The sequence below is a fragment of the Mesorhizobium sp. CNPSo 4661 genome, from assembly GCF_057784215.1.
On the sequence record NZ_JBWGIO010000004.1, the window covers coordinates 142040 to 166832 of the forward strand.

Genomic DNA, 24793 nt, shown 5'->3' on the forward strand with positions numbered 1-24793 from the left:
GTCAAACCGGCGCGACAAACCCGTCCAGCACGCGTTTCTGGCCGGCCTTGTCGAAGTCGATGGTGAGCTTGTTGCCTTCGATCGCCGCGATGTTGCCGTTGCCGAATTTCTGATGGAAGACGCGGTCGCCGACATTGAAGGCGGAGGGCGTGTCGGCAACCGATTTGGCGACCAGCTCGCCATCGATGGTACGGCCCTTCACCGAGGTACGGCCGGCACCGTAGCCGGAGTCTGTCTCGCCATAGCCGATGCGTTCGACCTGATGGCCGGAGCGAGTGCCCCAGTTGCGGTCGGTCGCTTCGGTGCGGTTCGCCTGGGCGCGCTGCCAGCCGGGCGTCGCATAGGTGTTGGAGAAGCTGCCCTGGTCCTTGGCGCCGACATTGTCGAAGCGCGAGGCGCCATAGGGATTCTGCCGGCCACCGCCACCGCGCCCGGAGGCGAATGAGCCGCCGCCGTAAGGGTTGCCGTAGCCGCCGTAACTGTTGCCGCTATCGGCGACATCGACATGGGTTTCCGGCAGTTCGTTGACGAAGCGCGACGGGATGGTCGATTGCCAAAGCCCGTGAATCTGGCGGTTGGAGACGAACCAGATATGCAGGTTCTTCTTCGCGCGCGTCAGGCCGACATAGGCCAAGCGCCGCTCTTCCTCGAGGCCAGAGCGTCCGCCTTCATCCAGCGCGCGCTGATGCGGGAACAGGCCTTCCTCCCAGCCGGGCAGGAACACGGTCTCGAATTCGAGGCCCTTGGCCGAATGCAGCGTCATGATGCTGACGGCGTCCTGGTCGGCATTCTGCTCGGCGTCCATGACCAGCGCAACATGCTCGAGGAAGGAGCGCAGCGATTCATACTCCTCCATGGAGCGGATCAACTCCTTGAGGTTTTCCAGCCGTCCGGGCGAATCCGCCGAACGGTCGTTCTTCCACATGTCGGTGTAGCCGCTTTCCTCCAGGATGGTCTCGGCGAGCTCGGTGTGCGGCGTCGTCTCCAGCGCCTTCTGCCAGCGCTCGAAATTGGCCGCGACCTCGCGCAGCGCCGCGCGCGGCTTTGGCTTCAGCTCGTCGCTTTCGGCAAGCGTCGCGGCCGCTTCCAGCATCGGGACGCGCAGGGCACGCGCGGTGTCGTGGATCTGGCGGATGGTGGCTTCGCCGAGCCCGCGCTTCGGCACGTTGACGATGCGCTCGAAGGCGAGGTCGTCGCCGCCATTGGCGACGACGCGGAAGAAGGCCAGCGCATCGCGGATTTCCAGCCGCTCGTAGAAGCGCGGGCCGCCGATGACTCGGTAGTTCAAGCCCAGCGTGATGAAACGGTCTTCGAAGGCGCGCATCTGGAAGGACGCGCGCACCAGGATCGCCATGTCGTTAAGCCGGTGCTTCTGGCGCTGATAGGCCTCGATGGTATCGCCGACGGCTCGGGCTTCTTCCTCGGAGTCCCAGGCGGCATGGACATGCACCTTGTCGTCCTCGGGGTCGTCGCGGTCGGTGAACAGCGTCTTGCCGAAGCGGCCCTCATTGTGGGCGATGAGGTGCGAGGCGGCGCCGAGAATATGCGCGGTCGAGCGATAGTTGCGCTCCAGCCTAATGATGGTGGCGCCCGGGAAATCCTTGTCGAAGCGCAGGATGTTGTCGACCTCGGCGCCGCGCCAGCCATAGATCGACTGGTCGTCGTCGCCGACGCAGCAAATGTTAACTTTGTTCTCGCTCACGGCCGCGCGCTCGCTCCGCTCGCTGGCCTCCGCGGGGGCGGCCTGACCGGCCGACGCCCGGTCGGGCTTGCGGCCTTCGGCCGATGCAGCGCGCCCGCCATTGGGCCGTTGCGCCAATAGGCGCAGCCACATGTATTGCGCGGTGTTGGTGTCCTGGTACTCGTCGACCAGTATGTATTTGAACTTGCGGTGATATTCCTTCAGCACGTCCGGATAAGCGCGGAAGATGCGGATCGGGTGATAGAGCAGGTCGCCGAAATCGCAGGAGTTCAACGTCTGCAGCCGCTCCTGATAGGCTTTGTAGAGCTGGCGGCCCTTGCCGTTGCCGAAGCTGCGCGCATCGCCTTCGGCAATCTCGTCGGGGCCGAGGCCCTTGTTCTTCCAGTTGTCGAGCATCTGGGCGAAGGTCTTGGCCGGCCAGCGCTTGTCGTCCAGCCCTTCGGCCTGGATCAGCTGCTTGATCAGCCGCACCACGTCGTCGGTGTCGAGGATGGTGAAATCCGATTTCAATCCGGCCAGCTCGGCGTGCCTGCGAAGCAGCTTCACGCCGATCGAGTGGAAGGTGCCGAGCCAGGGCATGCCTTCGACATTGCCTTCGCCGATCAGGTGGCCGATGCGCTGCTTCATCTCGCGCGCGGCCTTGTTGGTGAAGGTGACGGCCAGGATCTGCGAGGGGAAGGCCCTGCCGGTGGCAAGGATGTGGGCGATGCGGGTGGTGAGCACCCGCGTCTTGCCGGTGCCGGCGCCGGCCAGCACCAGAACCGGGCCCTCGGTCGTCTCGACGGCGAGCCGCTGCTCGGGGTTCAGGCCCTTCAGGTAATCGGGCGCGCCGTGCTGGCCGCTGCGGGCGGCCATGGCGCGCGCGGCTATGCCGGATGGTGCCGCCGCCGGCCGCGCATTCGGTTCATCGAAAAAAGGCATGTCCTCGGAAAAGCCCGACATCGCTCCCGAATGTAGTGATTCGGCAGCGAAAGACCAGAACTGTCTACGTTTTGTTCTAGTTTCGCGTGTCTGGCCCCAACTTGACAGCCGGAGCGGGTGAGGGAAAGCTGCCGGCAGGGCAGGGACGGCTCGCCGTCGCCTGAAAGCCGCCTCTTCGTTTGAAAGCGCGCAACAGTCGAAGGAGCACCGTCTTGGCTGTCACCATCACGTCCCTCGTCCTCTTCCTCATCGGTCTCGTTCTCGGCGGCGGCGGCATCTGGCTCGCGACGCTAGGCGGCAGCTGGTACTACCTGATCGCCGGCCTGGTCTTCCTGATCACCGCCTGGCTGTTGCTGCGACGCAGGTCAACATCGCTCTGGCTCTACGCGCTGTTCGTGCTCGCCACCTTGTGCTGGGCGGTCTGGGAAATCGGCTTCGACTGGTGGCAGCTCGGTCCGCGCGGCGGCGTCATCGTGCTTATCGCCTTGTGGCTTTTGACGCCATGGGCAAGGCGCGGCTTGCTGGGGCCGGACGCGCGGGCGCCGCTGATCCTGGCCGTGCTCGCCTCGCTCGCGGTCGCCGGCTATTCGATGACCGTCGACCCTCACGACATCGGCGGCACGCTGGGCACCGAGAAGGTGGCGACGGCGGCCAATCTCGGCGGCGACATGCCGGCCGGCGAATGGCATTTCTACGGCCGCACGCCCTTTGGCCAGCGCTATTCACCGCTCGACCAGATCACGCCCGACAATGTCGCCAAATTGCAGCCGGCCTGGACCTATCGCACCGGCGACGTCAAAGGCCCCGACGACATCGGCGAGACGACCTATCAGGTGACACCGCTAAAAGTCGGCGATGCGCTTTACATCTGCACGCCGCATAATTTCGCTATCGCCATCGATGCCGCGAGCGGCCAGGAGAAATGGCGCTACGACCCGAAGGTCAAGCTCGACCCCAACCGCCAGCACCAGACCTGCCGCGGTGTTTCCTATTATGCCGACGCCAAGATCGCCGCCGGCCAGCCTTGCGCGCAGCGCGTCTACCTGCCGACGTCGGACGCCCGGCTGATCGCGCTCGACGCCGCGAACGGGCAGGTGTGTGCGTCCTTCGCCGAGGGCGGCACGCTGAACCTGATGGCCAACATGCCCTATCCGAAGTCGGGCTATTACTATTCGACATCGGCGCCTCTGATCGTCGGCGGCAAGATCATCGTCGGCGGCGCGGTCAACGACAATTGCTCGACCGAGGAGCCGTCCGGCGTCATCCGCGCCTTCGATGTCGATACCGGCGCGCTGCTGTGGAACTGGGATTCCGGCAATCCGGATGTGACGACGCCGCTGCCGGCGGGCCAGAACTACACCCACAACTCGCCCAACATGTGGTCGACCGCGAGCGCCGACGAGAAGCTGGGGCTGCTCTACCTGCCGCTCGGCAACCAGACGCCGGACCAGCTCGGCATGGGCCGCAGCGCCAATGTCGAGAAGTTCTCCTCCTCGATCACCGCGCTCGACCTCAACACCGGACAATTGCGCTGGGTGAGGCAGACCGTGCATCACGACCTGTGGGACATGGATGTGCCGGCGCAGCCGACGCTGGTCGACATCACCACGGCGAACGGAGTCGTGCCGGCACTGGTCGGACCGACCAAGCAGGGCGATCTCTACGTGCTCGACCGGCGCACCGGCGAGCCGATCATCCCGGTGAAGGAAGTGCCCGCACCCGGCGGCGCGATCGAGGGCGATCATGCCTCGCCGACGCAGCCGGCCTCGGACCTTTCCTTCAATCCGAAGCCGCTGACCGGCGCCGACATGTGGGGCATCACCATGTTCGACCAGCTGGCGTGCCGGATCGAATTGAAGAAGCTGCGCTACGAGGGGCGCTACACGCCGCCCTCGCTGCAGGGCTCGTTGATCTATCCCGGCAATTTCGGGGTCTTCAACTGGGGCGGCGTCGCGGTCGATCCGGTGCGGCAGGTGATGTTCGGCATGCCGACCTATCTCGCCTTCACCTCGAAGCTCATCCCGCGCGCGGACGTGCCGGCGCCGGGCGACAACACCAAGGGCAGCGAGCAGGGGCTGAATCGCAACGAAGGCGCGCCTTACGCGGTGGTGATGGGACCGTTTCTGTCGCCGCTCGGCGTTCCCTGCCAGGCGCCGCCCTGGGGCTATGTCGCCGGCGTCGACCTCAAGACGGGAAACATCGCCTACAAGCATCGCAACGGCACAGTCTACGACATGACGCCGCTGCCTCTGCCGCTCAAGGTCGGCGTTCCAGGCATCGGCGGGCCGATGATCACGGCGGGCGGCGTCGCCTTCCTGGGCGCCGCGGTCGACGACTATCTGCGCGCCTATGACCTCACCACCGGCCGGCAGCTCTGGCAGGCGCGGCTGCCGGCGGGCGGGCAGTCGACGCCGATGACCTATACGGTGGCCGACGGCCGTCAGTTCGTCGTCATCGTCGCTGGCGGGCATGGCTCGGTCGGCACCAAGCCGGGAGATTACGTGATGGCCTATACGCTGCCGAAATAAGAGAGGGCAGCGCGAGGCTTCAAAGTCCGAGATGGCCCCTCAGGCTCGGCACCTGGTCCAGCACCTGGTTGGTCAGGTCAGGGCCGGCGGCGGCTTCCGCCTGCTGGATCAGCGTCGTGCCGGCCTTCTGGATTTGCGCCATGTCGAGGCCTGACGCCTTGAGCACGGCGACGCCGTTGATCAGCGCGCCGGCCTTTCCGCCCAGCACGCCGCCAAGCGCGCCCTGCAGCGACGACAGAAGGCCGCCGCCCGAATTGGCCGTCGCGCCGGCGGCCATCACGTCATATTTCTGCGCCAGCGCAGCGGCGCCGGGGATCTGGTCGAAGAAGGACGAAACGCTGGTGCCTTCAGCCTCGTGCTCGAGCACGGAAAAGATGGTGCCGACAACCTTCTCGGTGGTCGGTTCGTCGAGGCCGGCCTTCGACGAAACGGTGTCGATGATGTCCTGGACGTTCATGGCATTCCCCTTTTCGTCGCTCGTATCGGTGCGGCGGCCTCGGCAACTTCGCGCCCTAATGTGACAGCACCATCAAGGCTTTCGGAAATGACCAAAATGTGATGGGCGAGCTGCACCTCGCCGGATCGTCATCCAAGCGTGACTGGAACGTATAAATCTCGACCCTATCTTGCGGATCGACCTGCCAATCTCCCCGATTGTCGTCGAGAGAGCCATGACCGAACCCGTTGCCAAGCCCGTCATCACGCAGCCTGCCATCGCGCAGGCCATGATCGATGCCTATGACGAATACACGCATCTGACGCTCGACCGCCGCCGCTTCATGGAGCAATTGACGAAGCTGGCGGGCTCGGGCGCCGCGGCGGCCGCGATCGTGCCGATGCTGGCGGCCAATTCCGCCCAGGCGGCGATCGTCGCCGAGGACGACAGCCGCATCAAGGGCGAGGACATCACCTATCCCGGCAGCACCGGCGAGATGAAGGGCTATCTGGTCAAGCCCGCGAACCACTCAGGCCAGCTCGGCTCCGTCATAGTCATCCACGAGAACAGGGGGTTGAACCCGCATATCCGCGATGTCGCCCGGCGCGTGGCGCTGGAGGGATTCGTCGTGTTGGCGCCTGACTTCCTATCGCCGCTCGGCGGCACGCCGTCCGACGAGGACAAGGCGCGCGACATGTTCACCAAGCTCGACGCTGCCCAGGTCACGGCCGACGGCGTGGCGACGATCGCCTACCTCAGGAGCCTCAAGGACGGCAACAGCAAGGTCGGGGCGGTCGGCTTCTGCTGGGGCGGCGGCGCGGTCAACCAACTGGCCGTTCATGCGCCGGACCTCAACGCCGGCGTCGCCTATTATGGCATGCAGCCCAAGGCTGAGGACGCTGCGAAGATCAAGGCGCCGCTGCTCCTTCACTATGCCGGGCTCGACAGCAGGACCAATGCCGGCATCGACGCTTACAAGAAGGAACTCGACGCGGCGCATGTCGAATACAAGGTCTATGTCTATGACGGCGCCAACCACGCCTTCAACAACGACACCTCGGCCGCGCGCTATGACAAGAAGGCCGCCGATCTCGCCTGGGGGCGCACGGTCGCTTTCCTGAAAGAGAAGCTGGCATAGTCGAGCAGGCTAGATATTTGCCGCGGGCTTGTGGAAGGCGACGCCGGCGATGACCATCGCAATGCCGATGCAGCCGGTGAGGCTTGGCACCTGGCGCAGCACGACGACGCCGATCAGCGTTGCCGTGAGCGGCAGAAGCGAGAGCATCAATGCGAAGCTCGCGCGCGGCAGCCTCGCCATGGCAAGCTGGTCGCAGATGTAGGGGATGACCGAGGAGCAGACGCCGACGCCGATCGCGGCGGCTAGCAGTTGCGGCGATGAGAAGGCGGGCAGCGCCTCGCTGAAGCCGATGGGCAACACGATGAGGAATGCGATCGCCATGGCGGTGCCGAGGCCGGCAATTCCGATGCCGGCCTGGGCGACGCGGTGACCGATGACGATGTAGCCGACGAACAGGGCGCCGTTCAAAAAGGCCCAGAACAGGCCGACGGGATCGCTGGACCACTTCACGTCGATGAGAAGCAAGGTGCCGGCAACGGCAACAGCGAGCGCGGCAAAGTTGCGCCGGCTGCGCAGGCCGACCAGCGCCACCGCGATCGTGCCGACGAATTCGATCGCCGCCACCAACGAGATCGGCAGGCGGTCGAGCGCCAGATAGAACGAGCAGTTCATCACCGCCAGGCAGATGCCGAATGCCAGCAGCAGCAGTCGCTGGGCACGATCCGCGCGGGCGAAAACGCGCCAGGGCCTGGTCAGCGGGGCAAAGACAAGGGCGGCGGTGGCGATGCGCAGCCAGGCCATGCCGAGCACGCCGACCTGAGCGAAAAGCAGCACGGCGAAGGCCGGCCCGAGATAATGGAATACGGCGCTGACGCAGAACCAGACATGCGGCGGCAAAGCGTTGGCCATTCCACCGAGTGTCGTGGGGCGGGCGAGGGCGGGGCGCGCATCGGTATCACCGGTGGCCGGATTTGCAGCTGGAATTTGCGTTTGGTTGGTCACGAGCGCATTATCGCAGGCGAAATGCGTGCCCTATATGCGTGATCGGCGGCTATATTGATTTTTTGGCTTTCAGAAGAAGAGAAAAAAGTTGAAAAACCTTCGAAGTGAAAATGCCGATCTGGACGCAATCGATCTGAAGGTGCTGCGGCTCCTGGAAAAGGACGCGCGCATCAGCACGGCGGAACTGGCGCGTGCGGTCGGGCTGTCGGCGCCGAGTGTGGCGGAGCGCATCCGCAAGCTGCAGGAGAACGGCGTGATCGAGGCCTATACTGTCAGGATCAATCCGGCCGCTCTCGGCATGAAGCTGTCGGCATGGCTGAGGATCAGGCCGGTGCCGGGACAGCTTTCCGTGGTGGCGGACATCATCCGCGAGCTGCCGGAAATCGCCCAATGCGACCGGGTGACCGGCGAGGACTGCTTCATCGCGCTCGCCCATGTCGGCTCGGTGAGCGAGCTCGAGCGGGTGATCGACCGCATCATTCCCTATGCGATGACCAACACCGCCATCATCCAGTCGTCACCGGTCGAGCCGCGCTCGCCGCTGGGCGGGTTCAAGGCCCGGTGAGGGGATCAGAGCGGGGTTGTCGGCAGCAAGATTTCCACCGTTCATTTCCGTGAAATCAGCGCAGACGCTGGAGATTGGCGGAAGCCTCTCAACCTCGTCATTCCAGGGCGGAGCAGCCGCGAAGCGGCGTCGCGGAGACCCTGGAATCCATTCCGTGACCGTGATCGGAGAACGCGGCGGTGCAGAATTCTGCACCGCAGCAGCGCTCGGACGTCACGGAATGGATCCTCGGGTCTGCGCGTCCGCTTCGCTCCCGCTCCGCCCGTGGATGACGACGGGGTCGGCGTCTCGGCCAATCTCCAAGGCATGCCGCCCGCCAAGGCAAACATAGCCAACCTGTCAGATTTCTGTGCCAGGGAACTAGGCGTGCCCGCGCCTCATGCGCGCCTGCTTCAGAATCGCGCGCCAGCGGATCATGTCGAACGGGATGGGCTCGTTGTTGTTGGCGATGTGGAAGATCTCGTTGTTGACGTTCTTCAACGATCGCCAGAAATCATAGTCGGTGATGCGTGGATCGGCCGCCAACCGTTCCACTTCGACCTTGATGTCGGTTTTCATGCACTGTCCTCGTACCGCATCCGCCAGCCGCCCGCGCGCAACCCGGTACGGCGGTTTTCGAACGCACCAGTGAGTCGTTCAACGGACTCAACCGACTTGTTCACGTTAAAACCTTGGTAAGGTTAACGCGGGCGTCCGGGTGCTTCAAGCGGTCTTGCGCTTGATGCCGATGGAGCGACCGGCGCGCTCCGGCATGGGCAGCGCCCCATGGGCGGCGCGCATAGCTTCAACTTTTTCCATCACGTCGGCTGGAAAGGGGGCGACCCTAGGCCCGGCCATGTCGACATGCAGCGCAAGCTGCTCGGAGGTCGCGGCCAACCAACCGTCGACATGGCGGATTTCCTGATAGGCCCTGAGCCGCTTCTCGTCGTGGTCGATGAGTTGGAACGAGACCTTCACCTTATGGTCGAGGTGTAGTTCCTGGACATAGCAGACATGGACTTCCGCCGTGTAGATGGTGAGACGGCGATCCCTTGCGTAGTTCGGCCCCATGCCCATCATCTCGAAGGCCACATCCGAACAGCGGTCGAACAGCACGTTGTAATAGGCCATATTGAGGTGGCCGTTATAGTCGATCCAGTCCTTCTCGATGTCCATCGGGTCGGAAATGAACGGGGCGGGGATGGTCATCTGATTTTCCTTGATCGCCGCGGGACAGGGCGTGGCTGCTAAGATTCTCGTTGTTCTGGCGTAAAGTCGCCAAGCCTAACCGCTTGGCACTTTTCCTGGAATTGCTTTAGGCATCATCCATAGCTGCATAACAAGGGTGGACGCTGGTCCATTCGCGGAGGAATTCATGGCTTTGAGCGACCTCAACCCCGTCGAACGCAACGAGGAAGGCATCGCCGCGGTGCTCGGCATCCTCAAGCAGCGCTTCGGCGAGCGCTTCCAGACCGGCGAGGCGATACGCGGCCAGCACGCGCACACCACCACCTATATCCCGACCCAGGCGCCGGACGGCGTCGCTTTCGTCGAGACAGCTGAGGAAGTGCAGGAGATCGTGCGCGCCTGCGCCGCGCACCGCGTGCCCGTCATCGCCTTCGGCGTCGGGTCTTCGCTCGAGGGCCACACCAATGCGCCGGGCGGCGGCATTTCCATCGACACGTCGCGCATGAACCGGATCCTGGCCGTCAATCCGCAGGACCTCGACTGCACGGTCGAGCCAGGGGTGACGCGCGAGGATCTCAACCGGCATTTGCGCGACACCGGCCTGTTCTTTCCGATCGATCCGGGCGCCAATGCGTCGCTGGGCGGCATGGCGGCGACCAGGGCTTCCGGCACCAACGCGGTGCGCTACGGCACGATGCGCGAAAACGTGCTGTCGCTGACCGCCGTCATGGCCGACGGCGAGACGGTGACGACCGGCAAGCGGGCGAAGAAAAGCTCGGCCGGCTATGACCTGACGCGGCTTCTGGTCGGCTCCGAAGGCACGCTCGGCGTGATCACTTCGCTGACGCTGAGGCTCCAGGGCATTCCGCAGGCAATTTCAGGAGGGGTCTGTCCGTTTCCGAGCCTCGAGGCGGCCTGCAACACAGTGATCGCGACCATCCAGATGGGCATTCCGGTGGCGCGCATCGAACTGGTCAACGCGTTGCAGATGCGGGCGATGAAGAATTATTCCAAGCTCGACTATCCGGAGAGCCCATGCCTGTTCGTCGAGTTCCACGGCAGTGACGCCGGCGTGGCTGAACAGGCCGAGACGTTCGGCATGATCGCCGAGGAGAATGGAGGAGGGCCGTTCCTGTGGACCAGCGTCGCGGAAGAGCGGACGAAGCTCTGGAAGGCGCGGCACGACGCCTATTGGTCGTCGCTGACGCTGCGGCCCGGCGCCAAGGGGCTTTCGACGGATGTCTGCGTACCGATCTCGCGGCTTGCCGAATGCGTCACTGAGACCGAGGCCGACATTGCCGAGATGGGGCTGGTGGCACCCATCGTCGGTCATGCCGGCGACGGCAATTTCCATGTGCTGGTGCTGATGGACGTCGACAACCCGCAAGAGATCGCGCTCGCCGAGAAATTCGTAGCCCGGCTCAACATGCGTGCCATCGCGATGGAGGGAACCTGCACCGGCGAGCACGGCATCGGCCAGGGCAAGGTCGGCTTCCTGCGCCATGAGCTCGGCCATGGCGTCGATGTCATGCGCACGATCAAGCAGGCGCTCGATCCGCTCAACATCATGAACCCGGGCAAGATTCTGCCGGCGGCGGGATAACCCATCGGCCAGAGGCTATTCGCCCACTCCTTCGACAAGCTTCTGCAACGTCGGCCGCGTCGGCGCGAAGAAGGTCGTGCCGGTGTGCGGCGTGGAGAAGTCGAGCAGCCGGTCGTAGGCGCCGGGCGGCTCGCCGACATACATGCGCTGCAGCATTTTCTCGATCACCCACAGATAGCGCGTGTAGCCGATGAAATAGGTGCCGAACTCGTTCTGCCCGGGGCGGCCGAACGGCATGTTGTCGCGCAGGATGTCGTATTCGTTGCCGGCGTCGTCCTCGATCGTGGCCAGCGACTTGTGCGATTTGCGCGGCTTGTCGTCGTCATCGATCTCGATGTTGTCGATCTTGGTGCGGCCGATGATTTCTTCCTGGACATGCGTCGGCGTTTTGCCCCAGGCGGCCATGTCGTGCAGGTATTTCTGCACGACCACATAGCTACCGCCGGCAAAGTCGCCGTCCTCGTCGCCGACCAGCGCCGAGGCGGGCAGGTCGAGGCCGGTCGGATTTGCAGTGCCGTCGACGAAGCCGAGAAGATCGCGCGCGTCGAAATAGCGGAAGCCCGAAACCTCGTCGGCAACGCTCACGCTGTCGCCGAGGCTGTTCAGCAAGATGCGCTCGAGTTCGAAGCACATATCGGGCCGCTCGGCGCGGATGTGGAAGAGGAGATCGCCGGGCGTCGAGGGCGCCGAATGCGCCGCTCCTTCAATCGGCGCGAAGGGTTTCAACTCGCGCGGCCGCCGGTTGGGCGAGAGGCGGTTCCAGAGTCCGGCGCCGATGCCGGCGATGCAGGAGAGCCGGCCCGACAGGTCGCGAAAGCCGACATTCTTGACGAGATCGTCGAGCTCGCCCAGCACCGATGCGACGGTCGCAAGCGCGACCCTGTCGGTGCCGACCGTGACGACGAGGAAAATCGCGGCCTGCGATAGCGGAGCGTCGACGCTCTGCGCGTCGATCGGCACTCTATCCCAGTTCTTGCCTGACATCGGGAACGCTCCGTGTTGGGTTCAGATCTGTGGCGACCAGGGGCATGGCCGGAAGGGCAGGAATTGGCAAAAGAGATATCCCGACCGCGAGCCATCGCGCAACTGGAGAGGTCGGCCGTTGCTGCGCCGCTGAATTGCCTCTTTATCGACACGCGGATGCGGGTAGAGTGCGGTTGACTTTCAACCCGGGAAACAGATGCTCGCCCGCCTGTTCGTGATCTTCGGTGGCCTGTTCGTGCTGGTGCTGTGCGCGGCGCTGGTGGTGCCGTATTTCATCGACTGGACAGGCTACCGGGGCGATTTCGAGCGCGAGGCGAGCGCCATCCTCGGCCGCAAGGTGACGGTAAAGGGCGATGCCACGGCGCGGCTGTTGCCGTTTCCGTCGGTGACCTTCTCCAATGTCGAGGTCGCGGGCGGGCCGCAAGGCCAGCCGGCGATGAAGGTCGAGACCTTTTCCATGGATGCGGAACTGGCGCCCTTCCTGCGTGGCGAGGTGCTGATCTTCGACATGCGGCTGGTCCACCCGAAGGCCATCATCAATGTCGCCGGTGACGGCACCGTCGACTGGACGCTGCGGCCCTCGACGCCCCTCGACCCCGGCCAGATCGCCATCGAGAAGCTGTCGGTAACCGAGGGGCAGATCGAGCTTCGTCACGCCGCCGGCGGACGCAGCCATCTGATATCGGAGATCAACTCGACGATTTCGGCCAAGGCGCTCACCGGCCCATGGCGCATGGATGGAACGCTGCGCTTCGACGGCTTGCGCGCCGACGTCTCGGCTTCTACCGGCAAGGTGGAACCGGACGGGCAGATGCGGCTCAGGCTGAAAGCAGATCCCGATGCCTATCCGCTGGTCATCGAAGCCGACGGCAATGCCGGCATCGTCAAGGGCGCCGCGGTCTATTCCGGCCAGTTCAAGATCTCAGGTGCGGACAAAAACTCGGCCGAGCTGCGCGGCAATGACGGCGAGCCGGTCAAGATCAGCACCGGCAAGCCCGACCCGGGCTTCCGGCTGAACGGCAGGTTCGCGCTCGACCACCAGAAGCTCAATGTCGATGAGTTCCGCTTCGAGACCGGGCCGCTCGACAATCCCTATACCGCCGACGGCAAGGCATCGGTCGATCTCGGCCTGAAGCCGCATTTCTCGGTTGAGGCCAGCGGCGCGCAGGTGCAGTTCGACGAGGCCGTGGGTGGTACCGCCGGCGCCGGCTTCACGCTCGACCAGCGCATCGCCGCATTCGAGCAGACGCTGCAGCATATGCCGAAGCCGACGATACCGGGCACGGTCGAGGTCAGGCTGCCGGCGGTGGTGGCGGGCGATACCACGGTGCGCGACGTGCGGCTGTCGGCCGAGCCCGTCGAAGGGGGCTGGTCGGTCAAGTCGCTTGCCGCGACGCTGCCTGGCCGCACGACGCTCGAGGCCGACGGCATGTTGAGTGTCGAGGACCATTTCGGCTTCACCGGCTCGCTGCTGCTCGCCGTCGGACAGCCTTCCGGCTTTGCCGCCTGGCTGTCGAAGGATGTCGACGAGGCGATCCGCCGGCTGCCCGCGGCAGGCTTCAAGGCCAAGGTCGATCTCAGCGAGAACCGGCAGTCCTTCAGCGATCTCGAACTCATCCTCGGCAAGGCGAAATTTGCGGGCAGCATCGATTCCAGCCAGCCGGACGGCGCCAGGCCATCGGTGCTGATGCGGCTGACGGGCGGCGAGATGGACCTGGACGGGCTCGCCGCGTTCGCCTCGATCTTCATCAGCGACAAGGGCGCCAACCGGTTTTCGGATCGCGATCTCGATTTCCAGATCAAGGCAGGGCCGGTCAGCGCCGGCGGCTTGAGCGCCGACACCGTCGACACGGCGCTGCGGCTGCGTGAGGGCCTGCTCGAGATCGATCGGCTTTCGATCGGCGGCCTGGCCGGCGCCTCGATCAGCGCCACGGGCCGGGTCAAGGACTTCCCTCAGAGCCCGACAGGCAAGCTCAACGCTTCCGTGGTGGCGGTGGACCTCAAGCCGCTGATCGATGTCGCGGCGCAGCACTATCCCAACAATGGCGTGCTCAAAGGTCTGGCCAGCCGCGCGGCGGCCTATCCCGAACTGTTTCAGGACGCGCGCATCGATCTTTTGACTAGCGCCGCCGACAATGGCGACGGCACTACGGGCCTGGCGCTCTCCGCCCAGGGCAATGCCGGCGGCTCGGCCTTCTCGGCTTCGCTTTCCGGCAAGGGAACCGCGGACAAGCTCTCCGAGGCGCCGGTATCGATCACCTTCAACGCCCGCAACGACAATGCCACCACGCTGCTTGCGCTTTACGGCCTGCCGGCGCTGCCGCTCGGCATGCTCGGCCACGCCAACACCGAAGTCTCGGCGAAGGGCTCGGTCGTCGGCGGTCTCGCGGCCAGTTTCAACCTGACGTCCGACGATTTCAGGGCAAGCTTCGACGGAACCGTCGCCGAGACGGCGCAAGGCGCCACCGCCAAAGGCAAGGTCAATCTCGACGCCGCCGATATCGAGCCGTGGCTGATGACCACCGGGGTCGGCCTGCCCGGCATGGGAACGGGCACGTCGACGTCGCTGACGGCCGATGCCGATTTCGGCAACGGGCTCCTGGTGCTGAGCGGTCTCACTGGCTCGATCAACAAGGCGGCGGTGTCCGGCGACATCAACATCGATGCCAAGGATGGACTGCCGCATCTTGCGGGGGCGCTGGCGCTCGACGAACTTGACCTCGATCCCCTGGCGGTCTCGCTGTTCGGCGACCAGTCCTTCGCGCCCGCCAAGAGCGGATGGCCGACGACGCCGTTTAGCCAGAAGTCGACGCTTCCGTTCAACGCAGACCTCGATCTCAACACGTCGGCGCTTGCCGCCGGGCCGTTCGCCACGGCGCATGACGCTTCATTCTCGTTGAAGCTCGACCGCGAAGGCATCCACGTCTCCGACCTCAAGGCGAAGCTCCATGGCGGCGATCTGACCGGCCTGTTCGACTTGAAGAACACGGAAGGCACCGGCCTGTTCTCCGGCCAGATGAGACTGGCCGGCGGCGACCTTTCCGCCGTTCTGCCCGGCGCCGGTATCGGCGGCAGCGGCGATCTTTCGGCGGCGCTGTCGACCAGCGGCAAATCCGTCGACGCCATGATTGCGGCTCTCTCCGGATCGGGCACGGCGGCGCTGAAGGGATTGAAAGTGGACGGCATCAATCCGGATGGCTTTGCCGCGATGATCGCCAAGGCCGATGCGATCGGACGCGATATCGACACGGCCAAGACGGCGGAGTTCGCGCCGCAGATCGCCGGGGAGGGCAGCTTTGCCGCCGGCGATGCGGATGTGGCCTTCACCGTGGCGAACGGCACGTTGCGGGCGCCGCCGATCAGCCTCGACAATCCCGGCGCGACCTTGTCCGCGGACGTGACGGCCGATCTCAACACGAGCACCGTCACGGCAAAGGGGGCGCTGACCTATCGTCCCGGCGACGAGGCGCTGGTCGGTTCCGAACCAACCGTCAATTTCAGCCTGACCGGCCCGCTCGGGGCGGCCGCGCCGCAGTTCGACAGCGGCCCGCTGGCGCAGTTCCTGACGCAGCGCGCGTTGGAGAAGGAACAGCAGCGGGTCGAGGCGATGCAGGCGGCGCTCCTGGAGAAGCAGCGGCTGCGGCGCGAAGTGCGCTATTACGCGGCGCTGCAGACGGAGCGCGACAACGCGGCCGAGGAGTTGCGCCGGCAAGAGGAAGAGGCGCGGCAGAAGGCCGAGGCGGAAGCCAAGGCCAAAGCCGAAGCGGAAGCCCAGGCGCAGGCGGAAGCCGAGGCAAAAGCCAAGGCCGACGAAGAGGCGAGGGCCAAGGCGGAAGCCGACGCCAAGGCGCAGGCCGAAGCGGACGCCAAGAAGGCCGATGCACAGGCGAAAGCCGAGGCCGAGCAGCGGGCCGCGGACGAGGCGGCCAAGGCGCAGGCCGAGGCCGATCGCAAGAGGGCGGAGCAGGCGAAGCTGGAAGCGGCGCGCAAGGCGGCCGAGCAAACGCCAAAGGCCGAGGGGTCGCTGCCCGGCGTCAATGACGGTTCGACGCCGGCGAAGCCGAAGGCCAACCCGTTCACGATAGACAATCTGTTGAAGTCACTCGACGGCGGCTGAGCTTCACGCCGCACGCGTGGCGGAACCAGTTCCGCGGCACACGGATTTGACCGGGCGGCTCTGTTTGCGTTGGCAGGTGGCATGCGTTGGAGATTGGCCGAAACGCCCATCGCGATCGTCATTCTAGGGCGGAGCAGGAGCGAAGCTCCGTCGCGAAGACCCTAGAATCCATGCCGTTACCTTCGCCAAGGAGTGCAACGGAGCAAAATTCAGCACCGTGGCGGCGCTTCCAAGTCACGGCATGGATTCTATGGTCTGCGCCGCGTCGCTTCGCTCCTTGCTCCGCCATAGAATGACGAGGTTGGGGCGGCTTCAACCAATCCCCGGCGCTTGTGCTGATTTCACGGACATGAACGGAAAATCTTGCACCAAGACAAACGGCAACCTTTCATCCCTTATCGGGGAACTGGTCGAATATCTTGGCGCTCAGGATTCTTCCCGGCGCGAGAGCAGGCGCCGCAGCATCGGCTCGATGCGCGAAAGCTCGTCGAGATGCGCGGCCGACAAGTCGGCAAGGTGGTCGTCCGCCAGAGGGGTGAGCTGCAGCAAGACTCGGCGGTGATCGCCCTTGTCCTGATCGCGTATGACCAGGCCTGCCTCGGCAAGGCGGTTGACCAGTTCGACCGCGCTGTGATGGCGGATGCGCAGCCGCTCGGCAAGATCGCCCACCGCCACCGGTCCGCCGCCGGGAAATCCCTTGATCGCCAGCAGCGCCTGGTGCTGGCGCGGCGTGAGGCCTGCGTCATTGGCTTGGACCTGGCTGAATTCGAGAAAGCGGCGGATCAGGTAGCGAAACTGCGACAGCCGCTGGTAGTCGGCCTGGCTGATGGCGGGGCGTGGTTTCGGCGGCGTCATTCTCCGACTTATGGTCCTTTCCTGCAAAAGCTCAACAGGCGGCCGCGATCCCTGTCCAAAATGACGCGGCGCAAGGATCGAAAACGGCTTGAAGATTTATATCGTATTACGATATTAAGCCGCCTGAAACCGGACGGCCTTCGCCGCCAGAAAGTTCAGGTTCCCGAAATGAAATCCGCTCACGCCGGCAACGGCCATCTTCGCGACTTCACGACCGATCCGCGCGTGTTGATCATCGCGGCAATCGCCGTGGTGGTGGCGACCGCCGGGCTCTTCGCCGGCATCGTGCTCCTGAAGCTCATCCGGCTCGCCACCAACATCGCCTATTTCGGCCAGTTCTCGCTGGCCGAACTCAAGCTAGAGGACTCGCCGCTGGGCTATGCCGCCGTGATCGTGCCGGTGATCGGCGCGCTGATCATCGGCCTGATGGCGCGCTTCGGCAGCGAGAAGATCCGCGGCCACGGCATCCCCGAAGCCATCGAGGCGATCCTGCTCGGACGCTCGCGGCTCGACGCCAAGGTCGCGGTGCTGAAGCCGCTGTCGTCGGCGATCTCGATCGGCTCGGGCGGACCGTTCGGCGCCGAAGGCCCGATCATCATGACCGGCGGCGCCATCGGCTCGCTGATCGCGCAGATGCTGCCGGTCAGCGACAATGAGCGCAAGACGCTGCTGGTGGCGGGCGCTGCGGCCGGCATGACGACGGTGTTCGGCACGCCGATCGCCGCCATCATGCTCGCGGTCGAGCTGCTGTTGTTCGAATGGACGCCGCGCAGCTTCATCCCTGTCGCCGTCGCTGCGATCGTCGCGGAAGTCGAGCGCACCTTGCTGCACTTGCCAGGTCCGATCTTTCCGTTCTCAGGCACCATGGAGACATCGCTCGCAGGATTGGGCGGCTGGGTGCTGGTCGGCATTGCCGCCGGGCTGCTTTCGGGCTTGCTGACGCAATTGGTCTATGCCTGCGAGGACGCCTTCCTGAAGCTGCCGATACACTGGATGTGGTGGCCGATGATCGGCGGCCTGGTGGTCGGCATCGGCGGACTTGTCGAGCCGCACGCGCTTGGCGTCGGCTACGACAACATCGCCAACATGCTCGACGGCCGCACCGTCGCGACCGCCGCGCTGCTGCTTCTGGTGGTGAAGGCCGTCATCTGGTCGGTTGCGCTGGGGTCCGGGACCTCGGGAGGCGTGCTGGCGCCGCTGCTTATCATGGGCGGCGCGATGGGAGCGGTGCTCTCGGGCATCCTGCCCGCGGCGAGCCCCGGCTTCTGGCCGCTGTTGGCGATGGCCGCGACCATGGGCGGCACCATGCGCGCGCCGCTGACCGCGACCTTCTTTGCCACCGAGCTTACCGGCAACACGCATGTTCTGGTACCGCTGATTGCCGCCTGCGCTACCGCGCATGCGGTCACCGTGCTGTTGATGAAGCGCTCGATCTTGACCGAGAAAGTGGCGCGGCGCGGGCATCACCTCGTTCGCGAATATCGTGTCGATCCTTTCGCCCTGACCAGGGTCAAGGAGGTGATGACGACCAAGGTCGAGAGCGTGCCATCGACGATGACGCTGCATGGCGCGGCAGCCTTCCTGACCGCGCCGGACACGCGGCACCCGAGCTTCCCGGTTATCAATGGGGAGGGGCATGTGCTCGGCGTCATCGATCCGCCCGCGATCTTGCGCTGGCGGCGCGCCGGGAAGCACCGCAAGGCGACGCTCGGCGAACTCCTCGCTGGCAGCAAGATCACGCTCGCTTATCCGGACGAATATCTGGAGGCGCTTTCCGACAAGCTGCTCACCGCCAATGTGTCGCATCTGCCTGTGGTCTCACGCGAGGGTGAACGGCTCATCGGCTATATCGGCTGGAAAGACATGATGCGGGTGAGATCGAAAAAGCAGGCGGAGGAGCGCGACCGCACTGCATTGCTCAGCTTCGGCGCGAAGCGCAAGGCTGGGCAAAGCGTCGGCGATCCGGCTTAGGGCGCGGCGCCGCCGCCCTTCGCCCAGGCCAGCACATAGAGCCTCAGCGCGGATGAGAGGTTCGCGTCGCGGGTGCGCGTATCGTCTATCTCCGCGACCAGAGCCGCGAGCGACAGCGAACGCTGCGCAGCGATGGCGATGAGGTCGTCATAGAAGGGTTGTTCCAGGGAAAAGCTGGTGCGGTGACCGCGGATCGTTACCGAACGTTTTTCGACCGCGGCCATTGCAGGGACTCAGCGCTCGCCGGGGTCGTCGGGTTTTTCCCGGCGATGGCCGGCCACGAATTTCTCGGCCTTTTCCGATGCGAGCCGGTCACGCTCGCGCTCCGTCTTCGGGCGGCCGTGCAGTGCCCGGTTCTCGCTCGCCTGGCGTTCTTTCTCGATGCGCGCTTTATGCTTGCGGGCCTGGCGGAGATTGACGACCTCGCCCATGGAGCAGCGCTACTTCTTGCGGAAGGCGTCGAGCGAAACGACGTCCGCGCCCTTGCCGCCGGTTTCGGCGACCGCCGGCTTCTTTTCGGCCTCGGCGGCCTTCTTCTTCGTTTCCGCCTTCTTCTCGGGGACGACGGCGATCGGCTCGGGTGCCGGAGCGGCCGCCTCTTCTTCCGCATTCTCCGTCTTGACGTCGAATTCGAGCTCGAAATTGACCGACGGATCGTAGAAGCCGCGCACGGCGGAGAAGGGGATTTCGAGCTTTTCCGGCACGTCGGAGAAGGAAAGCCCGACCTCGAAGCCGGCATCCGTCACCTTGAGGTCCCAGTACTGGAACTGGATGACGATGGTCATCTGCTCCGGATAGCGCTCGCGCAGCCTGGACGAGATGCGCACGCCCGGCGCGCCGGTCAGGAAGGTGATGAAGAAATGATGATTGCCCGGAAGGCCGGTGCGCGCGACCTCGGCCAGGACCTTGCGCATGACGCCGCGCAGAGCCTCCTGGGCCAGAATGTCGTAGCGGATGTGGTCGTCGGCCATCTGATGGTCGGGTTCCGTTGAATCGTCCGCATAGCTGTAATCAAGCTTGAGCGCGGCGTAAACCGCATATAGGCGCAAAGCCGTGAGGCCAAGAGGGGTGTCGGCGATTTGATCGCTCAGGCGTGAACGAGCGCCGCCTGTTTGCCGGCTGGCGACTTCTTCCTGCCGAAGGCGCCAAGAAAGGTCCGCACGCCGTTGGTGGCGGAACGCAGCACCTCTTCCTCGGTCGGCACGCCGCCCAGCATGAAAGTGATCTGAAGCTCGGCGTTGACGAGGGCGAGGAACTGACGCGCCGCGACGTCTGGGTCGCCGATCGACAGATGACCGGCAAAGGCAAGCCGGGCAAAGCGCGCGGCAAGCGCCGACCAGGTGCGGCCCGGACCTTGTTCGCGCCATTCCGCAAACAGTTCCGGATAACGCTCGCCTTCGGCCTGGATCAGCTTGCGCAGGAAACGGCCGTCGCGGTTGCAGATGCAATTGCGGTTCATGCGCACGGCGAAGGCGACCAGGTCGGCTTCGAGGTTCGTAGGCTGGTCGGGGAATGTAGCGAATGTGGCGAAGATGCCGGCGTTGCAGCGCTCCGTCAGGTCGCGCACGACGGCAACGAAGAGCTTTTCCTTGTCGCCGTGATGGTTGTAGACGGTCTGGCGTGAAACGCCGGCCTCGGCCGCGATCAGGTCGATATTGGCGCCGGCATAGCCTTCCCGGCAAAAGACGGAAGCGGCGGCATCCACCACCGACACGCGCTTGGCCTCGTGGCTGCGTGGCGGGAAAGTGTCAGGAGAAACGCCGTGCTTCATGAAAATCTATATAGCGGTGATTGACGAATTGGACAAGCCTGTCTAAATTTGTGGACACAACAAAGGGAGTCCGAGCTGCCGAGACGAACAAGTTCGCTCGTGAATGTCGGATTTCCCGTGGGATGGAACGTCCTTGGTTCAGACGCCGGTATTCTCGGCGGCAACCAGATCTGAAAGAGCCTTTATCATGAGTCCCAAATTCCTCCGCGTCGCGGTCGTGCTCGGCTTGTTGTCCGCGATCGGCCCGTTTGCGATCGATATGTATCTCCCCGCGCTGCCGTCGATCGGCCAGGACCTGCATGCCGGCACAGCCGCCGTGCAGATGAGCCTGCTGATCTTCTTCCTGTCGATGGGTTTCGGGCAGATCGTCGTCGGCCCGATCTCCGACATGGTCGGCCGCAAGACGCCGCTTTATGCCGGTCTCGCGCTGTTCATGGTTGGCGGCGTCGGCTCTGCGATGGCGCCGACCATCGAGTGGCTGATCGCTTTCCGCTTCCTGCAAGGGCTTGGCGCCAGCGCCGGCATGGCGGTGCCGCGCGCCATCGTGCGCGACCTGCACACCGGCAACGAGGCCGCCAAGCTGATGTCGCTCTTGATGCTGGTGTTCTCGGTGTCGCCGATCCTGGCGCCGCTGACCGGCAGCCAGATCATCGAGAGTTTTGGCTGGCGCGCCGTGTTCTGGACGGTGACGGGCGCGGCCGCCCTGGCCACCATACTGCTCGCCACCTCGCTCAAGGAGACGCGGCCGGTCGAGGAGCGCGCCGGCTCGTCCTTCGGCACGGCGCTTGCCGGCTATCGCTACCTGATGGGCGATCGCAACTTCCTCGGCCTTGTGGCGATCGCGGGCTTCGGTATTGCGAGCTTCTTCGTCTATCTGTCGAGCTCGTCCTTCATCCTGATCGACCATTACGGCCTGTCGCCGTCGGTCTACAGCGTGTTCTTCTCGATCAACGCGGTCGCCTTCATCGGCATGTCGCAGCTGACCGGGATGCTGGCCGACCGCTTCGGGTTGAAGCGCGTCGTCTGGGTGGCGGTCACCGGCTATGCCACGGTGATGGTGGCGCTGTTCGCCATCATGGCCTCCGGTGTCGATCGGCTCGACGTGATGGCGGCGCTGCTGTTCGTCGGCTACGGCTTCCTTGGCCTCGTCATCCCGACCACCTCGGTGCTGGCGATGGAAGAGCATGGCCAGATCGCGGGAACGGCCTCGGCGCTGATGGGCACGCTGCACTTCGCCATCGGCGCGCTGGCGATGGGCGTCGCCGGCATCTTCTTCGACGGCACGCCGCTGCCGATGGTGGCCGGCATCTCGCTCTGCGCAGTGATCTCGTTCACGCTGGCCAAGCTGACGCTCGGCCGCGCACGCGAGGCGGCCGAAGCGCCGGCGGAATAGGTAATCGCAGACGAAACAGGAAAGGCCGGGTTTGCCCGGCCTTTTTCATGTGCCTCGCAGGCCCGCTTGATCGAGGACGAAACGGACCCGTTCCCCGACCGGCACGAGAGGCAAGGGCACCAGCTCGTAACCGAGCTCCGCATAGACGCCCGTCACCGAGCGGAATGTGCGCTCGGCCTCGTCGAGCGTCTGCTTGCGCTCTTCGTCCTGGATGAAAATCTCCGGCCAGGGCGGCGCGACGAAGACGCGGCGCGCGTAGCGGAATTTTTCAGCCGCGCTTGTGATGTGGTCCGGCACCGGCTGGCCGCAGAGCCTAAGATAGCCGATCGTGTCGGGCGCGCCGCGGTCGAAGAAGATCGGGCCAGGCGGTTCGGCACGTGCGGCGTGCCAGGAACGCAGCTCCCACGACAGCATCAGCTCGGCGAAGAGCGTGCGGTCTTGCCAGGGAAGGGCAGGGCCGCCGATGGCCATCTGGTCGCGGATGATGCCGCGCCCAGCCTCAGGGGCCGTGGCGAAGCCTTGGGCCCGCAGTGCCTCGACCAAGGTGGTCTTGCCCGAGCCGGGGCCGCCGGTCAGCACGAAAAATCGGTCGCAATCGTCTTGCATCGCTTGTCCCTGGAGAATGAGCGGCAAGGCTGCGCGCCGCGCATCGAGCGCCGGACGAGCCTTGGCCGTTCGATCGAATGAGAAGAAAAGGGGGAGGAAAGTGGAGGTTTCTGTTGCCAGGTACCTCCGAACCCCGCCTAGAAGTGCGAACCGCTAGGACTTGATTTGAAGCGTTCGCGCCGCATTAAGCAGCGAGACGAGCTTCCGCATAGTTGTCGTTGGCAACTATAAGTTTAGCCCGATGACGGTGGTACAATGCCGGGCAAAAGTACGATCTTTACACCTTCGTCGATCCTATTTCGCCCCCAGCAAAAGCCGCTCCGTCAGCCAGAGCGGTTTTTGGTGGAGGCGCCGGGTACCGCCCCCGGGTCCGAACGGCTTATTTCATCGCCTGTTTATCGCCATAGTCGGTCAAGCCGACGAAGCGAATATAGGGATCGATAACGGAAAAAGAAAGGCCAAACCGGTGCTTATCCGGTTATGCCAAACTGCACAGCCAAGGGTTGACTTGCGCGCCCACTCAATCAAATCTCGCTCCCCGGTGAGGAGTCTCTGACCTAGCGCACAGGTTGCGCGGCGCGCCACAACCCTCATCGACCGGATCCGTGGCGCCGACGAGGGGAAGTTCGATGGCCGACTATCTTGCGGATGTGAAGAAATACGATGCCGGCGCCAGCGCCGACGCTGTCGATAAGATCGTCAAGCATCTGGGCATTGCGCTCAGGAACCGCGATTCCTCGCTGGTATCCTGCACCGACCCGAAGGAACTCGACCGCGTGCGGGAGAACTGGATCGGCAAGAAGCTCGGCATCGCGGATGCCGCCAAGGCCAACGCCTCGATCGAGAAGACCTGCAAGGCGATGCATGCCGACAACACCAAGAGCCGCGTGACCTTCTATTACCTGGTTGCGAAGGACCTCGGCAAACTCGGCTCCCTGTAAGGCACGGCCACCCGGCGGTCGGCACGAAACCGTGCCGGCACCGTGGATTTCCGGCGCGGTCCACATTTGTCGCCTGCTTTGCGGTGTTCGACCGGCTGCCGGTCGGGTATGATTGCCTGTTACCCGAATCGAGGCAGAGCCGATGCGCCAATATCTCGACCTGTTGAAGCATGTGCTGGAGAACGGCACCGACCGCGGCGACCGCACCGGAACCGGAACACGTTCGGTGTTCGGCTACCAGATGCGCTTCGATCTTTCGCGCGGCTTCCCGGTCACCACCACCAAGAAGCTGCATCTGAAGTCGATCATCCACGAGCTTTTGTGGTTCCTGGCCGGCGACACCAACATCAAATATCTCAACGACAACGGCGTCAGCATCTGGGACGAGTGGGCCGACGAGAATGGCGATCTCGGCCCGGTCTATGGCAAGCAGTGGCGCTCATGGCCGGATGGACATGGCGGCGAGATCGACCAGATCGCGAGGCTTTTGAAGGAGATACGCAGGAATCCTAACTCGCGCCGGCTGATCGTCTCGGCCTGGAATCCGGCCGAAGTCGAGGCGATGGCGCTGCCGCCCTGCCACTGCCTGTTCCAGTTCTATGTTTCGGAAGGCCGGCTCTCGTGCCAGCTTTACCAGCGCTCGGCCGACATCTTCCTCGGCGTGCCATTCAACATCGCGTCCTACGCCTTGCTCACTATGATGGTGGCGCAGGTGACCGGGCTGAAGCCCGGCGACTTCGTCCACACGCTTGGCGATGCGCATCTTTATTCGAACCATTTCGAGCAGGCGCGCGAGCAGATGCGGCGCACGCCCAAGGCCTTGCCGACGATGTGGATCAATCCGGAGGTGAAGGACCTCTTCGCCTTCCGCTTCGAGGATTTCCGCCTCGAGAATTATTTCGCGGATGCGAGCATCAAGGCGCCGATCGCCGTCTAGCTCTCTCAGTCGATGCCGACCATGACGTCCGAGGCCTTGATCACCGCATAGGCCTGCTTGCCTTTTTCGAGCGCGAGGTCGGCGACCGCTTCATTGGTGATCGAGGAGGTGACGATGACGCCGCCGCCGATGTCGATCCTGACATGCGAAGTGGTGGCTCCCTTGACGATCTCGGTCACCTTGCCCTTGAGGATGTTGCGGGCGCTGATCTTCATG

Annotated in this window: 22 protein-coding genes and 1 other RNA gene; 9 read left to right on the forward strand and 14 right to left on the reverse strand. The window is 64.5% G+C overall.

Annotation, left to right across the window (positions count from 1 at the left end):
• Window position 1: 1 nt before the first annotated feature.
• On the reverse strand, window positions 2–2644 hold the full coding sequence (locus tag AC0YKC_RS07355) for an ATP-dependent helicase (protein WP_488510644.1): 2643 nt from the start codon (window positions 2642–2644) through the stop codon (window positions 2–4).
• Window positions 2645–2835: 191 nt separating this feature from the next.
• On the opposite strand from AC0YKC_RS07355, the gene AC0YKC_RS07360 reads away from it, so the two are divergent.
• Window positions 2836–5151, forward strand: coding sequence for a glucose/quinate/shikimate family membrane-bound PQQ-dependent dehydrogenase (locus tag AC0YKC_RS07360; protein WP_488510645.1), 2316 nt, complete (start codon window positions 2836–2838; stop codon window positions 5149–5151).
• Between the two features lie 19 nt (window positions 5152–5170).
• Here the strand turns inward: AC0YKC_RS07360 and AC0YKC_RS07365 are convergent, their stop codons facing one another.
• Complete coding sequence (locus AC0YKC_RS07365) at window positions 5171–5608, reverse strand: hypothetical protein (protein WP_488510646.1); 438 nt, start codon at window positions 5606–5608, stop codon at window positions 5171–5173.
• A 214-nt stretch (window positions 5609–5822) separates the two neighbouring features.
• Here AC0YKC_RS07365 and AC0YKC_RS07370 point away from each other — a divergent pair, with 214 nt between their 5' ends.
• Entirely contained in the window at window positions 5823–6725 is a 903-nt protein-coding gene (locus tag AC0YKC_RS07370; protein ID WP_488510647.1) for a dienelactone hydrolase family protein, read from the forward strand.
• Between the two features lie 9 nt (window positions 6726–6734).
• Here the strand turns inward: AC0YKC_RS07370 and AC0YKC_RS07375 are convergent, their stop codons facing one another.
• Window positions 6735–7574 carry an EamA family transporter gene (locus AC0YKC_RS07375; protein WP_488510648.1) on the reverse strand — a complete coding sequence of 280 codons (840 nt, stop codon included), beginning with the start codon at window positions 7572–7574 and terminating at the stop codon, window positions 6735–6737.
• Between the two features lie 181 nt (window positions 7575–7755).
• Between AC0YKC_RS07375 and AC0YKC_RS07380 the strand changes: the two genes are divergently transcribed.
• On the forward strand, window positions 7756–8232 hold the full coding sequence (locus AC0YKC_RS07380) for an Lrp/AsnC family transcriptional regulator (RefSeq protein ID WP_488510649.1): 477 nt from the start codon (window positions 7756–7758) through the stop codon (window positions 8230–8232).
• Between the two features lie 360 nt (window positions 8233–8592).
• On the opposite strand, the gene AC0YKC_RS07385 is transcribed toward AC0YKC_RS07380, so the two are convergent.
• Complete coding sequence (locus AC0YKC_RS07385) at window positions 8593–8790, reverse strand: hypothetical protein (RefSeq protein WP_140674600.1); 198 nt, start codon at window positions 8788–8790, stop codon at window positions 8593–8595.
• Between the two features lie 144 nt (window positions 8791–8934).
• On the reverse strand, window positions 8935–9420 hold the full coding sequence (locus AC0YKC_RS07390) for a thioesterase family protein (RefSeq protein WP_434723320.1): 486 nt from the start codon (window positions 9418–9420) through the stop codon (window positions 8935–8937).
• Between the two features lie 166 nt (window positions 9421–9586).
• Between AC0YKC_RS07390 and AC0YKC_RS07395 the strand changes: the two genes are divergently transcribed.
• Window positions 9587–11002, forward strand: a complete 1416-nt coding sequence (locus AC0YKC_RS07395; RefSeq protein WP_488510650.1) for an FAD-binding oxidoreductase — start codon at window positions 9587–9589, stop codon at window positions 11000–11002.
• A gap of 15 nt (window positions 11003–11017) precedes the next feature.
• On the opposite strand, the gene AC0YKC_RS07400 is transcribed toward AC0YKC_RS07395, so the two are convergent.
• Window positions 11018–11986: a Dyp-type peroxidase gene (locus tag AC0YKC_RS07400; RefSeq protein ID WP_488510651.1), complete on the reverse strand. Its 969-nt coding sequence runs from the start codon at window positions 11984–11986 to the stop codon at window positions 11018–11020.
• A 196-nt stretch (window positions 11987–12182) separates the two neighbouring features.
• On the opposite strand from AC0YKC_RS07400, the gene AC0YKC_RS07405 reads away from it, so the two are divergent.
• Window positions 12183–16103: an AsmA family protein gene (locus tag AC0YKC_RS07405; protein ID WP_488510652.1), complete on the forward strand. Its 3921-nt coding sequence runs from the start codon at window positions 12183–12185 to the stop codon at window positions 16101–16103.
• Window positions 16104–16529: 426 nt separating this feature from the next.
• Here the strand turns inward: AC0YKC_RS07405 and AC0YKC_RS07410 are convergent, their stop codons facing one another.
• Window positions 16530–16958 carry a MarR family winged helix-turn-helix transcriptional regulator gene (locus AC0YKC_RS07410; protein WP_320295161.1) on the reverse strand — a complete coding sequence of 143 codons (429 nt, stop codon included), beginning with the start codon at window positions 16956–16958 and terminating at the stop codon, window positions 16530–16532.
• Window positions 16959–17126: 168 nt separating this feature from the next.
• Here AC0YKC_RS07410 and AC0YKC_RS07415 point away from each other — a divergent pair, with 168 nt between their 5' ends.
• Entirely contained in the window at window positions 17127–18929 is a 1803-nt protein-coding gene (locus AC0YKC_RS07415; RefSeq protein WP_488510653.1) for a chloride channel protein, read from the forward strand.
• On the opposite strand, the gene AC0YKC_RS07420 is transcribed toward AC0YKC_RS07415, so the two are convergent.
• The 4 genes from AC0YKC_RS07420 to AC0YKC_RS07435 form a co-directional block, all read right to left on the reverse strand.
• Window positions 18926–19153, reverse strand: coding sequence for a ribbon-helix-helix domain-containing protein (locus tag AC0YKC_RS07420; protein ID WP_434723315.1), 228 nt, complete (start codon window positions 19151–19153; stop codon window positions 18926–18928). The genes AC0YKC_RS07415 and AC0YKC_RS07420 overlap by 4 nt on opposite strands.
• A 9-nt stretch (window positions 19154–19162) precedes the next feature.
• The gene (locus AC0YKC_RS07425; protein ID WP_320295164.1) at window positions 19163–19360 is read right to left on the reverse strand and encodes a DUF4169 family protein; all 198 of its coding nucleotides are present in this window, start codon (window positions 19358–19360) and stop codon (window positions 19163–19165) included.
• Between the two features lie 9 nt (window positions 19361–19369).
• Window positions 19370–19900 carry an SspB family protein gene (locus tag AC0YKC_RS07430; RefSeq protein WP_320295165.1) on the reverse strand — a complete coding sequence of 177 codons (531 nt, stop codon included), beginning with the start codon at window positions 19898–19900 and terminating at the stop codon, window positions 19370–19372.
• A 116-nt stretch (window positions 19901–20016) separates the two neighbouring features.
• Window positions 20017–20700, reverse strand: a complete 684-nt coding sequence (locus AC0YKC_RS07435) for a TetR/AcrR family transcriptional regulator (RefSeq protein WP_320295166.1) — start codon at window positions 20698–20700, stop codon at window positions 20017–20019.
• Between the two features lie 187 nt (window positions 20701–20887).
• On the opposite strand from AC0YKC_RS07435, the gene AC0YKC_RS07440 reads away from it, so the two are divergent.
• A complete protein-coding gene (locus tag AC0YKC_RS07440) occupies window positions 20888–22093 on the forward strand; it encodes a multidrug effflux MFS transporter (protein WP_434723313.1) in 1206 nt (401 codons plus the stop codon).
• A gap of 45 nt (window positions 22094–22138) precedes the next feature.
• Here AC0YKC_RS07440 and AC0YKC_RS07445 read toward each other — a convergent pair whose 3' ends face one another.
• Both AC0YKC_RS07445 and ssrA read right to left on the reverse strand, forming a co-directional pair.
• Window positions 22139–22699, reverse strand: coding sequence for an AAA family ATPase (locus AC0YKC_RS07445; protein WP_320295168.1), 561 nt, complete (start codon window positions 22697–22699; stop codon window positions 22139–22141).
• A 99-nt stretch (window positions 22700–22798) separates the two neighbouring features.
• Window positions 22799–23159: a transfer-messenger RNA gene (gene ssrA, locus AC0YKC_RS07450) on the reverse strand.
• A 169-nt stretch (window positions 23160–23328) separates the two neighbouring features.
• Between ssrA and AC0YKC_RS07455 the strand changes: the two genes are divergently transcribed.
• Both AC0YKC_RS07455 and AC0YKC_RS07460 read left to right on the forward strand, forming a co-directional pair.
• Window positions 23329–23640: a DUF2853 family protein gene (locus tag AC0YKC_RS07455; protein WP_140644165.1), complete on the forward strand. Its 312-nt coding sequence runs from the start codon at window positions 23329–23331 to the stop codon at window positions 23638–23640.
• A 142-nt stretch (window positions 23641–23782) separates the two neighbouring features.
• Window positions 23783–24577 (forward strand): thymidylate synthase, encoded by a 795-nt coding sequence (locus AC0YKC_RS07460; RefSeq protein ID WP_488510654.1) that lies wholly within the window; start codon window positions 23783–23785, stop codon window positions 24575–24577.
• 5 nt (window positions 24578–24582) lie between these two features.
• Here the strand turns inward: AC0YKC_RS07460 and AC0YKC_RS07465 are convergent, their stop codons facing one another.
• Entirely contained in the window at window positions 24583–24792 is a 210-nt protein-coding gene (locus tag AC0YKC_RS07465) for a TOBE domain-containing protein (RefSeq protein ID WP_040995706.1), read from the reverse strand.
• Window position 24793 lies beyond the last annotated feature (1 nt).

Bases quoted from the DNA above. Each gene is read 5' to 3' on its own strand.
- AC0YKC_RS07355 (WP_488510644.1), bottom strand. From the start codon at position 2,644: ATGTCGGGCTTTTCCGAGGACATGCCTTTTTTCGATGAACCGAATGCG.
- AC0YKC_RS07365 (WP_488510646.1), bottom strand. From the start codon at position 5,608: ATGAACGTCCAGGACATCATCGACACCGTTTCGTCGAAGGCCGGCCTC.
- AC0YKC_RS07370 (WP_488510647.1), top strand. From the start codon at position 5,823: ATGACCGAACCCGTTGCCAAGCCCGTCATCACGCAGCCTGCCATCGCG.
- AC0YKC_RS07375 (WP_488510648.1), bottom strand. From the start codon at position 7,574: ATGGCCAACGCTTTGCCGCCGCATGTCTGGTTCTGCGTCAGCGCCGTA.
- AC0YKC_RS07385 (WP_140674600.1), bottom strand. From the start codon at position 8,790: ATGAAAACCGACATCAAGGTCGAAGTGGAACGGTTGGCGGCCGATCCA.
- AC0YKC_RS07390 (WP_434723320.1), bottom strand. From the start codon at position 9,420: ATGACCATCCCCGCCCCGTTCATTTCCGACCCGATGGACATCGAGAAG.
- AC0YKC_RS07395 (WP_488510650.1), top strand. From the start codon at position 9,587: ATGGCTTTGAGCGACCTCAACCCCGTCGAACGCAACGAGGAAGGCATC.
- AC0YKC_RS07400 (WP_488510651.1), bottom strand. From the start codon at position 11,986: ATGTCAGGCAAGAACTGGGATAGAGTGCCGATCGACGCGCAGAGCGTC.
- AC0YKC_RS07405 (WP_488510652.1), top strand. From the start codon at position 12,183: ATGCTCGCCCGCCTGTTCGTGATCTTCGGTGGCCTGTTCGTGCTGGTG.
- AC0YKC_RS07410 (WP_320295161.1), bottom strand. From the start codon at position 16,958: ATGACGCCGCCGAAACCACGCCCCGCCATCAGCCAGGCCGACTACCAG.
- AC0YKC_RS07415 (WP_488510653.1), top strand. From the start codon at position 17,127: ATGAAATCCGCTCACGCCGGCAACGGCCATCTTCGCGACTTCACGACC.
- AC0YKC_RS07420 (WP_434723315.1), bottom strand. From the start codon at position 19,153: ATGGCCGCGGTCGAAAAACGTTCGGTAACGATCCGCGGTCACCGCACC.
- AC0YKC_RS07425 (WP_320295164.1), bottom strand. From the start codon at position 19,360: ATGGGCGAGGTCGTCAATCTCCGCCAGGCCCGCAAGCATAAAGCGCGC.
- AC0YKC_RS07430 (WP_320295165.1), bottom strand. From the start codon at position 19,900: ATGGCCGACGACCACATCCGCTACGACATTCTGGCCCAGGAGGCTCTG.
- AC0YKC_RS07435 (WP_320295166.1), bottom strand. From the start codon at position 20,700: ATGAAGCACGGCGTTTCTCCTGACACTTTCCCGCCACGCAGCCACGAG.
- AC0YKC_RS07440 (WP_434723313.1), top strand. From the start codon at position 20,888: ATGAGTCCCAAATTCCTCCGCGTCGCGGTCGTGCTCGGCTTGTTGTCC.
- AC0YKC_RS07445 (WP_320295168.1), bottom strand. From the start codon at position 22,699: ATGCAAGACGATTGCGACCGATTTTTCGTGCTGACCGGCGGCCCCGGC.
- AC0YKC_RS07455 (WP_140644165.1), top strand. From the start codon at position 23,329: ATGGCCGACTATCTTGCGGATGTGAAGAAATACGATGCCGGCGCCAGC.
- AC0YKC_RS07460 (WP_488510654.1), top strand. From the start codon at position 23,783: ATGCGCCAATATCTCGACCTGTTGAAGCATGTGCTGGAGAACGGCACC.
- AC0YKC_RS07465 (WP_040995706.1), bottom strand. From the start codon at position 24,792: ATGAAGATCAGCGCCCGCAACATCCTCAAGGGCAAGGTGACCGAGATC.